Here is a 9466-nt window from a genome sequence, read left to right as displayed (position 1 = left end):
GGCTTCTCGTCGAGGAGCGAGACGTCGAGGTCGCCGTACATCACCATCGCCAGCGTCCGCGGGATCGGCGTCGCCGACATCACGAGCAGGTCCGGCGCCGCGCCCTTCTCCGAGAGCACCGCCCGCTGTTCGACGCCGAAGCGGTGCTGCTCGTCGATCACCGCGAGGCCGAGGTCCTTGAAGGCGACCTTGTCCGAAATCAGCGAGTGCGTGCCGACGACGATCCGCGCCCGCCCGTCGGCGATCCGCTCCCGCGCGTCGCGCTGCCGCGCGGCCGGAAGCCCCGCGGTGAGCAGATCGAGCTTGATCCCGGCCGGCGCGAGGAGCGCCTGGAGGTTCGTCGCGTGCTGCCGGGCGAGGATCTCCGTCGGGGCCATCATCGCGGCCTGGCGTCCCGCGCGGACGGCCGCGAGCAGCGCGAGGAGCGCCACCGCCGTCTTTCCCGAACCGACGTCGCCGAGGAGCAGCCGGTTCATCGGGAACGGCTCGGCGAGGTCGCGCCAGATCTCCTCCGCCGCGCGCCGCTGCGCGCCGGTGAGCCGGTACGGCAGCAGCGCGGCGAGTTCGTCGAGCAGCGTCGGCGCCGGCGCCAACGGCCGGCCGCGGCGCTGGGCGCGCCGCCGCGCGCGCCGCAGCGCGAGGCCGAGCTCGAGGAAAAAGAACTCCTCGTAGGCGAGGCGGCGCAGCGCCGGCGTGCGCCGCGCGGCGACGTCCGCCGCGTCGGTCTCCGGCGGCGGCAGGTGCGCGGCGCGGAGCGCCTCCTCCCGCGCGGGAAGGCCGCGCGCGGCGCGCAGCGATTCCGGCAGCGGATCGGGGAGCGGCGCGAGCCCGCCGAGGATCTCGGCGAGCGCCGCGCGGACGCGGCGCGGGCTGAGCGGGCCGATCCGCTCGTAGACCGGCGACCAGCCGAGGCGGGCGTTCGGGTCCTCGCCGGGACGCAGGATCTCGAACTCCGGATTGCGGAAACTCGGCCCGTACATGTCGGCGGTCGGCGTCCCGAAGACCAGCAGCCGCGCGCCGGGCTGCATGTAGTCGCCGAGGTAGGAGCGGTTGAAGAAGACGACCGGCACGATCGCCGTGCCGTCGTCGAGCGAGACGGTGAGGATCTCCATCCCGCGGCGGCGGGTCCGGACCCGCTTGAGGGACGCGACGTCGCCGATCGTCGTCGCCGGTTCCCCCGCGCGCAGATCCGCGAGCCGCACCGGGCGGCGGCGGTCCTCGTGGCGGAACGGCAGGTGGTCGAGCAGGTCGGCCACGGTGCGGGCGCCGCGCTCCTCGAGCTCCTTGGCCCACGACGGACCGATGCCGCGCACGCGGACGAGCGGATCGTCCGGCGCGTAGGGCGGGCCCTTGCGCGGGAGCTTGTCGGACGGCGGAACGATCGGCGGCGCGGACATCGCGGGCTAAGACTACCCCGCCGGCGCGATCGCGCCCTTCTCCAAGAGACGCGCCACGGCGCGGGCGATGTCGAGGTCGGTCCCTTCCCCGAGCTCGAGCATCTCGCTCATCGTGCACTGCTCGGAGGCGGCGCGGAGGACCTCGCGCTCGGTCATCGTCAGCTCGTTGGCCACGGCGAAGAGCTGCATCGCCCCTTCGGCGAGCTGCAGCCGCACCGCGTCCGGCGGGAGCGAGGCCCGCAGCCGCTGCAGGTCGTCGATCGCCACGAGGGCGTCCATCAGCAGCCGCTGGCTCGATTGGCCGATGTCGGCGGCGACGAGGCTCGGGTCGTCGTTGGGGTCGAACTCGAACTCGGCGTCGGTCCAGCCGAGCATCCGGAAGACGGCCTTCTTGGCCATCGCCCCGCGGCTGGTCATCGCGGCGACGATCTGGCCGTCGCGGAAGAAGATCCGCCCGGTGTCGTCCCCCTTCAGCCGCAGGCAGCCCGACTTGCGGTTGACCGCGAGCAGTTGAACGAGGTCGGTCGTGGCGAGGTGGCTCGTGTGCCCGGAGAGGACCGAGCGCGAGGCGGACGAGCCGGCGACGGCCGGGCTGAAGGTCCGCTCGAGGATCCCCTTGACCCGGACCAGCAACTCCTCGGGGGCGAACGGCTTGCAGATGTAGTCGTGGGCGCCGAGCCGCAGGCCGCGCACGCGGTCCGGCACGTCGCGCAGCGAGGAGAGGAAGACGACCGGGACGTCCCGCAGGTCGGGATCCCCCTTGATCGCCTCGCACAGCCCCCAGCCGTCGAGCTCCGGCATCGCGACGTCGGTGACGACGACGTCCGGCTTGGAGACGGCCATCATGTCGAGGGCTTCGCGGCCGTTCGCCGCGGCCGAGGCGACGAAGCCCGCCTCGACGAAGGTGTCCCTGACGAGCTCGCGCACGAGCCGGTTGTCGTCCACGACGAGGAGGCGAGGCGGTCCATCGGCCAGCATATAAGTCAATCCTACGGAACCGATTGCCGCCCGGTCAAGACTGGCGGCACACTGTCGGCGCCATGAACGCCGAAACGACGCTGGAAAACGCCCGCGCGCTGCTCGCCGGACGGCCCCGCTGGCTTGCGCTGACCGGGGCCGGGATGTCCGTCGACAGCGGCGTGCCGCCGTTTCGCGGTCCCGGCGGCCTCTGGGAGCGGATGGATCCCGAGACCTGCGCCCACGTGCGGACGCTCGACCTCGCCCCCGAGCGGGCGTGGGAGCTGTTCCGCGTCCTCGACGCGGCGATGCACGGCGCGCGCCCCCACGAGGGACACGCCGCCCTCGCCCGGGCCGAGGAGAACGGGCGGCTCGTCGGGATCGCCACGCAGAACATCGACGGGCTGCATCAGGAAGCCGGGTCGGTCGAGGTCGTCGAGCTGCACGGCAGCGGCCGGCGCTATCTCTGCCACCGCTGCGGCCGCGGGGCGCCCCGCCCCGACGCGGGAAGCGCCGCCGTTCCGCGCTGCCCCTGCGGCGGCGTGCTCCGCCCCGCCATCACGTTGTTCGGCGAGCAGCTCCCCGAGGGCGCCCTCGAACGCGCGGTGCGGCTGCTCGAGGGGGCGGACGGCCTGCTCGTCGTCGGGTCGTCGTGCGAGGTCTTCCCCGCGGCGTCGATTCCGGACATCGCCTTGAACGCCGGCCTGCCGGTCATCGTCGTCGGGCCCGATCCGAACCGCCTTTGCGCCGAGCCGGGGGCGGTCTGGCTGCGGGCCTCCGCCCGCGCCGCGCTGCCGGCGCTTCTCGCCGGCGAAGGAGCCGAACCGTGAGCCCCGCGATCCGCTGCGAAGCGGTGTCGTTCGACCTGTTCAACGCCGTGGTGGACCTGCGCGCCGGCCTCGCCGCCGGCCTCGCCCGCCACGCCGGCCTTTCCTCCGCGCCGCAGGCCGCGCGCCTCGCCTACGAACGGGAGGCGGTCGAGGAGGAGCTGCTCGACAAGCTTGAGGAGTTCGTCCCCTACGACCGGATCTTCGCCTCGTCGCTGCTCGAGGCCGCCGCGCGCGCCGGCGCGCCGCTCGCCCCCGAGCAGGCGGCGGCGATCGTCGCCGACGCCGGCTCGTGGCCGCACTTCCCCGACGCCGCGCCGGCCCTTCAGCGGATCGCGGCCGAGAAGCGAATCGGCGTCCTGAGCAACTTCCCCCGGCCGCTCGCCGCGCCGCACGTCGCGCGTCTCGGCCTCGCCAAGGCGCGGCTGATCGTCGCCGACGACGTCGAGGCGTACCTCCCGGAGCCCGATCTCCTGCTCGCCCTGACCCACGAACTGGAGCTCGACGAGGACCAGCTGCTCCACGTCTCGTGCGACCCGGAGCGGGACCTCTACACCGCCGAGGACCTCGGCGTGCGCGGGGTCTTCGTCGATCGCCGCGGCGAGGGGGCGCCCGAGGACCTCGGCCTCGCCTTCGTCGCCCGCGACTGGGCCGGCGTGGCGGCGCGCCTCTTGGCGCCGCGCCGCCCCCCGTTCGCCGGACGCCCCGGCGTTGCCCGCCGGCCGTCCCGCCGATAGCCTGTAGTCGACCGGCCGCCCCCGCGCGACGACGCGCCCGCGGCCGCCGTCAGGAGGCTCCATGAACGACTCGTCCGTCCGCAACGTCGTGATCCTCGGCTCGGGCCCGGCCGGCCTGACCGCCGCCATCTACGCCTCGCGCGCCAACCTCCGGCCGGTCGTCTACGAGGGGCTGCAGCCCGGCGGCCAGCTGACGATCACGACCGAGATCGAGAACTTCCCCGGCTTCCCCGACGGGATCCCCGGCCCCGAGATCATGGATCTCTTCCGCAAGCAGGCCGCCCGCTTCGGCGCGGAGCTCGATCCGCGCGGCGCGGCGCGCGTCGATCTCTCCACCCGGCCGTTCGTGGTCGAGCTCGACGGCGGCGAGATCGTCCGCGCGCGGTCGCTGATCATCGCCACCGGGGCCACCGCCCGCACGCTCGGCCTGCCTTCCGAGCGGCGCCTGATGAACCGCGGCGTCTCGATGTGCGCGACGTGCGACGGCTTCTTCTTCCGCGACCAGGACATCGTCGTCGTCGGCGGCGGCGACACCGCGCTCGAAGAGGCGACGTTCCTCACCCGCTTCGGCCGCACCGTGACGCTGGTCCACCGGCGCGACAAGCTGCGCGGCTCGGCGCCGATGCAGGCCCGCGCGCAGGCCAACCCGAAGATGCAGTTCGCCTGGAACTCGGTGATCGAGGAGATCCTCGGCGACGAGAAGGTCGAAGGGGTGCGGCTGAAGAACGTCGTCACCGGCGAAACGACCGACCGTCCGTGCGGCGCCGTCTTCGTCGCCATCGGCCACAAGCCGAACACCGACCTCTTCAAGGGGCAGCTGCCGCTCAACGAGGCCGGCTATCTGCTGACCGAAGGGCGCTCGAGCCGCACGGCCGTCGAAGGGGTCTTCGCCTGCGGCGACGTGCAGGACTGGGTCTACCGGCAGGCGATCACGGCCGCCGGCAGCGGCTGCGCCGCGGCGATCGACTGCGAGCGCTGGCTCGAGGCGCAGAACTTCTGACCGGGCGCCGATCTTCGCGGAAACGGCCGGGCGCAGTCCCGGCCGTTTTCGTTTTGCGGCGGCGGCGAGCCGCCCGCCCCGTCGTCGTCGGCGGCAGGCCGCCCGCCCTGTCTTCGGCGGCGGCGGGCCGAGGGCGCGCGCCCGTCAGCGGCGGCGCGCGATCCAGCGCTCGGGATCCTCGGCCTTGCCGCCGACGCGGATCTCGAAGTAGAGGCCGGTCCCGGAGAGCGAGCCGGTGTCGCCGACCTTCCCCACCGACTGCCCCTTCGCCACCTCGCTCCCCTTCGTCGCCGTGGTCATCGAGAGGTGCGCGTAGACCGAGTGGACGCCGTTGCCGTGGTCCACGACGACCATCAGCCCGTAGCCGCGGAACCACGCCGACCAGACGACCCGCCCGTCGAAGACCGCCTTCACGTCGGCGCCGAACGGCGCGTCGATGTCCCAGCCGCGGTGCGGCACGACGGTGCCGAAGCGCGCGTCGCGCACGTCGCCGAACGGCTGGGAGAGCTTCCCCCGCGCCGGCGGCGGCAGGAGCCCCTTGAAGCGGCGGATGTCCACCGCGGCCGGCGCCGCCGGACCCTGTCCCGCGATCACCTGCCCCAGCTCGCGCCCCGCCCGCTCCAGTTCCTCGATCGCCTGGCGCCGCTGCCCTTCCTGGCGGCGCACCCCTTCGAGGGCGTTCGTCCGCTCGCGGATCGACGCGTTGAGCTGGACGCGCGTCGTCGCCGCCTTGGCCTTGAGGGCGTCGATCTCGACCCGCTTCCGCTCGACGTCGCGCTTGACCCGCTCGAGCTCCGCGAGGTCGGAGCGGACGCCGACGACCGCCTCGCGCTGCCCGCGCGTCAGCTCGTGGGCGAGCCGCCAGCCGGCCGCCATCTCCGCCGCGTCGCGGCCGCGCAGCATGAACCGCAGGCCGCCCAGCGGCCCGGCCTGCTGCAGCATCAGCACCGCGGTGCGGAGACGCGCCCGTTCGGCGCCGAGACGATCCTCGACCGTCGCGCTGCGGCGGCGCAGTTCCTCCGCCGAGCGCAGCGCCTCCCCCTGCTCGACCTCCAGCCGCTCGATCTCGGCGTCGAGCAGCCGCGCGTCGGCGGCGAGGACTTCCATCCGCCCGAGGATCCCGCGCTCCTCCGAGGCGAGCCGCCGCCGCTCGGCGCTGAGCGCGTCGATCTCCGCCTGGAGGCGGGACAGCCGTTCCCCCGCCGCCTCGCCGGCGCGGGCCGCGGCGGGGACGAGGCAGCAAAGCGCCGCGAGCGCGGCGCCGATCAGCGCGCGCGCGGCGACCAGACCACCCTCCCGTCGAGATCCTTCGGCGCCGGCAGGCCCAGCTCGGAGAGGAGCGACGGCGCCATGTCGGTGATCGTCGGATCGGGCACGGTCAGCTTGCGGTTCACGAGCAGGATGCCGCGGACGAACTTCGGGTCGAGCGAGCAGTGGTCGCCGGACCAGACGCGGTCGTTGTCCTCGAAGACCCGCTTGGAGAGGCCGCCCAGCGTGTCCTGCCACGAGACGCGGTAGTTGAGCTTGTTGGCGGCGCGCAGGTCGGGGATCTTGTTCGGGTCGTAGCCGTGGTAGATCTCGTCGCGGCGGTAGACGCGCTCGATCGGCTTCTCGCCGGTGACGTCGTCCACCTCGTTCTCCAGCCCCTCCTTGATCTTCCGCACGACGCTCTCGTAGTCGGCGCCCGGCATCACCACGCCGTTCGGCTCGCGCCCGACGAGGTTGACGTAGATCGCGCCGAGCCCCATCGCCCAGGCGCGCGTCGCCGACCAGTCGATCCCGGAGAAGACGTTGACGCCGGTGACGTCCTTGTCGAACAGCTGCTCGAGGTCGCGCGTCCGCATGCCGCTCTTGAGCACGAGCAGGCCGTTCTTGGCCAGCCAGGTGTTGATGTTGATCTGGCGGCGGAACGACGAGAAGCCGTGGTCGGAGACGACGAGGAACAGGGCGTCGGGGCCGGCGAGCGCGCGGGCGCGGCCGATCACCTCGTCCATCCTGCGGTAGACGTCCTCCATCAGCTTGCGGTACTTCGCCGCCAGTTCCGGCTTGAAGAGCGGATGCCCGTCGTCGAGCTCGTGCCAGAGCATGTGCCCGGCGCGGTCGGTGAAGTCGTAGATCTGCACGACGACGTCGGCGCCCGGCTCGGTCAGCGACCGCTCCATGATCTTGTCGGCGCCGGCGACGGTGAACCACATGTCCTCGGCGAAGAGGTCGATCCCGCCGACCCCCGAGGGGTACGACCAGGTGTCGATCGTCCAGCCGATCGTCTTGAACAGCCCGACGTCGTCGGAGAGCTTCTCGGCCCAGTTCGGCGGCCAGGAGAAGGCCACCGGGTGGCACGAGGGATGGAAGTTGACCGGCGAGAGGTAGAGCTGCACTTCCGGCGAAAGGGAGATCAGCTTGAACCGCCCCATCCCGCGCACCGGCTGCGCGCGGTCCACGAGCCAGTTGACCGGGAACGAGAAGACGACCCAGTCCGACCACTCGCCGACGCGGAGCTTCCCCTTCTGCCCCGAGATCTCCCACGCCAGTTCGGAGTCGGAGATGGAGAGGCGCAGCGGCAGGTCGAAGCGGCGCGGCGCGCCCTGCTCCTCGAGCTTGCGGTCGAGCTCGCGTTCCTTGTCCGCGCGCTCGGCCGCGGAGAGCCCGGCCTTCTTCCACTTCTCCTGCGCCCGCTCGATCACGTACTGGTGGAAGACGTAGTTGTAGGGGCCGATGACCGTCGTCTCGATCGCGCCGCGGCGCGCGGGAAGGCGCGCCAGTTCGAGCGAAAACTGGTTGTCGCCGGCGTTGAAGTTCGGGTCGGAGGTGAAGTAGGTCGGCGTCCCGACGCGGCCCCTCATGTCGGGCACGCCGAGGCCGGAGATCATCCGCGAGCCGTCGGGCAGCTTCTCCGCGGGGAACGTCACGGGGACCTGCGTCACGCGCACCTTGAGGCCGTTCCGCGCCGCGACCGTCCAGAACGGCGTCCCCTTGCGGTTGTTCACCGCGTCCATCGTCTCGGCCGGCAGCAGCCGCGCCGCGGCGTAGCCCACGCCGGCGCCGAAGAGGACGCCGACCGCCGCCCCGGCGAGCGAGGCGACGAGCCAGCGCTGCCGCAGCGTCCGACCGAGGCCGAGGGCCGCGCCGCCGGCCAGAAGGCCGCCGAGCAGCCCGGCGAGCAGGCCGTTCTTCTCGCCGGCGAGGAACGGCTTCTTGAGCCGCGTCGCCAGCGCGAAGTCCGGCTGGTAGGCGCCGTTCGCCCGCTGCAGGAAGTCGAAGATCTCCGTCCGCCCGGGGTTGATCCCGGTGGCGAACGTGGACCAGGAGACCGGCGTCTGCGGCGGGTTGGTCGGCGTCAGCGGGGTGAACGTCCCCTCGCGGGCGATCTTGTCGAGGTTCGGCATCAGCCCCAGGGCGCGGTACTTCTCGACGAGGTTCGGGTCGGCGCCGTCGAAGCCGATCACCACGACCTTCGGACGGCCGCTCTGGGCGGCGAGGGCCGGCAGGGCCGCCAGCAGGACGAGCGACGCGGCGGCGCAACGCCGCGCGGCGCGGAGAAACTGCAGCATGGTCGCTCCGTTGCGAGAGAAGGCGCCGGCGCGTCCGGCGCGCTGCCCCATTTTGGACGCAAGCGCCGGGGATTTCGACCGGCCGGGTTCTAGCGGCGCCGCAGCGCCTCGAGCAGCGTTCCCTCGTCGACCGCCCCCGCGCGCAACACGACGACCCGGTCCGCCCGGCCGTCTACGAGCGTGGAAGGGAGTCCGCCGACGGTCGCCCCGCCGTCGAGCGCGACGCCGTCCGCGCCTTCGCCGAGGGAGGCGAGCGCCTCCGCGACGTAGCGGCAGGCGGCGGCGCCGGAGCGGTTGGCCGAGGTGGCGACGATCGGGTGCCCGAGGGCGGCGGCGAGCCCGGCGGCCACGGGATGCGGGCTGACGCGCACGGCGACCGTGCCGTCCGCGGCGCGGACGCCGTCGGCCAGCGTCTCGGCGCCGGGCACGACGAGCGACAGCGGGCCGGGCCAGAAGAGGTCCGCGAGGCGCGCGGCCAGTTCGAACCGCTCCCACGTCGGGGCGACGAGTTCGACCTGCGCGCGCGATCCGGCGACGAGCGGGAGCGCCCGTCCGGCGTCGCGCCCTTTGAAGGCGAAGAGGCGGGCGACGGCGTCGGCGCGGCGCGGGTCGCATCCCAGACCGTAGAAGGTTTCGGTCGGGAAGACGGCCAGGCCGCCTCGGCGCAGGAGCGCGGCCGCCTCGGCCACGGCCTCGGGGGATGGGGTCAACGTCTTCATGCGGAAACGATAAACCCCGTAGGGGAGGCTGGCGCGCCCCGATGCTCGCAACCCCGCTCAAGCCCCCACCGCGCCTGCCTCCCGACGCGAACTCACGCAGATCGATGTTGCCTTGCGGAGAAATGCCCGCGGGTCTCGAGGCGCAGGGCCCGCGCGATTCGGGGTGCACCGCCCGCGCGGCTCGGGGGACGCAAGGCCCGCGCGAATCGCGGGACGCGCGTCGGGCGGCGGGGGCGGCGGCTCAGCCGACCGGGCAACGGCTGCGCCGCCGCCCCCGC

8 protein-coding genes are annotated in these 9466 nt (G+C 73.4%); 3 read left to right on the top strand and 5 right to left on the bottom strand.

Features of this window, described 5'->3' with window-relative positions; translation table 11 throughout:
• Both LLG88_16525 and LLG88_16520 read right to left on the bottom strand, forming a co-directional pair.
• On the bottom strand, positions 1-1397 hold a 1397-nt coding region (locus tag LLG88_16525), incomplete at its 3' end, for a DEAD/DEAH box helicase (protein ID MCE5248513.1).
• Positions 1398-1409: 12 nt separating this feature from the next.
• Entirely contained in the window at positions 1410-2375 is a 966-nt protein-coding gene (locus LLG88_16520) for a response regulator (protein ID MCE5248512.1), read from the bottom strand.
• Positions 2376-2437: 62 nt separating this feature from the next.
• On the opposite strand from LLG88_16520, the gene LLG88_16515 reads away from it, so the two are divergent.
• The 3 genes from LLG88_16515 to trxB all read left to right on the top strand — a co-directional run bounded on the left by LLG88_16515 (position 2438) and on the right by trxB (position 4918).
• Positions 2438-3184: a hypothetical protein gene (locus LLG88_16515; GenBank protein MCE5248511.1), complete on the top strand. Its 747-nt coding sequence runs from the start codon at positions 2438-2440 to the stop codon at positions 3182-3184.
• Entirely contained in the window at positions 3181-3918 is a 738-nt protein-coding gene (locus tag LLG88_16510) for a hypothetical protein (protein MCE5248510.1), read from the top strand. The genes LLG88_16515 and LLG88_16510 overlap by 4 nt, the downstream gene beginning before the upstream one ends.
• A gap of 61 nt (positions 3919-3979) precedes the next feature.
• A complete protein-coding gene (trxB, locus tag LLG88_16505) occupies positions 3980-4918 on the top strand; it encodes a thioredoxin-disulfide reductase (protein ID MCE5248509.1) in 939 nt (312 codons plus the stop codon).
• A 144-nt stretch (positions 4919-5062) separates the two neighbouring features.
• On the opposite strand, the gene LLG88_16500 is transcribed toward trxB, so the two are convergent.
• The 3 genes from LLG88_16500 to LLG88_16490 all read right to left on the bottom strand — a co-directional run bounded on the left by LLG88_16500 (position 5063) and on the right by LLG88_16490 (position 9188).
• A complete protein-coding gene (locus tag LLG88_16500; GenBank protein MCE5248508.1) occupies positions 5063-6025 on the bottom strand; it encodes a peptidoglycan DD-metalloendopeptidase family protein in 963 nt (320 codons plus the stop codon).
• A gap of 158 nt (positions 6026-6183) precedes the next feature.
• Positions 6184-8469, bottom strand: coding sequence for an alkaline phosphatase family protein (locus LLG88_16495; protein ID MCE5248507.1), 2286 nt, complete (start codon positions 8467-8469; stop codon positions 6184-6186).
• Positions 8470-8558: 89 nt separating this feature from the next.
• A complete protein-coding gene (locus LLG88_16490; GenBank protein ID MCE5248506.1) occupies positions 8559-9188 on the bottom strand; it encodes a threonylcarbamoyl-AMP synthase in 630 nt (209 codons plus the stop codon).
• Positions 9189-9466: the final 278 nt, after the last annotated feature.

It is taken from the genome of bacterium (genome assembly GCA_021372775.1).
Classification (GTDB): domain Bacteria; phylum Acidobacteriota; class Polarisedimenticolia; order J045; family J045; genus JAJFTU01.
The sequence above is the reverse complement of the archived record's forward strand: the minus strand, read 5'-3'. Positions and strand labels throughout refer to the sequence as shown.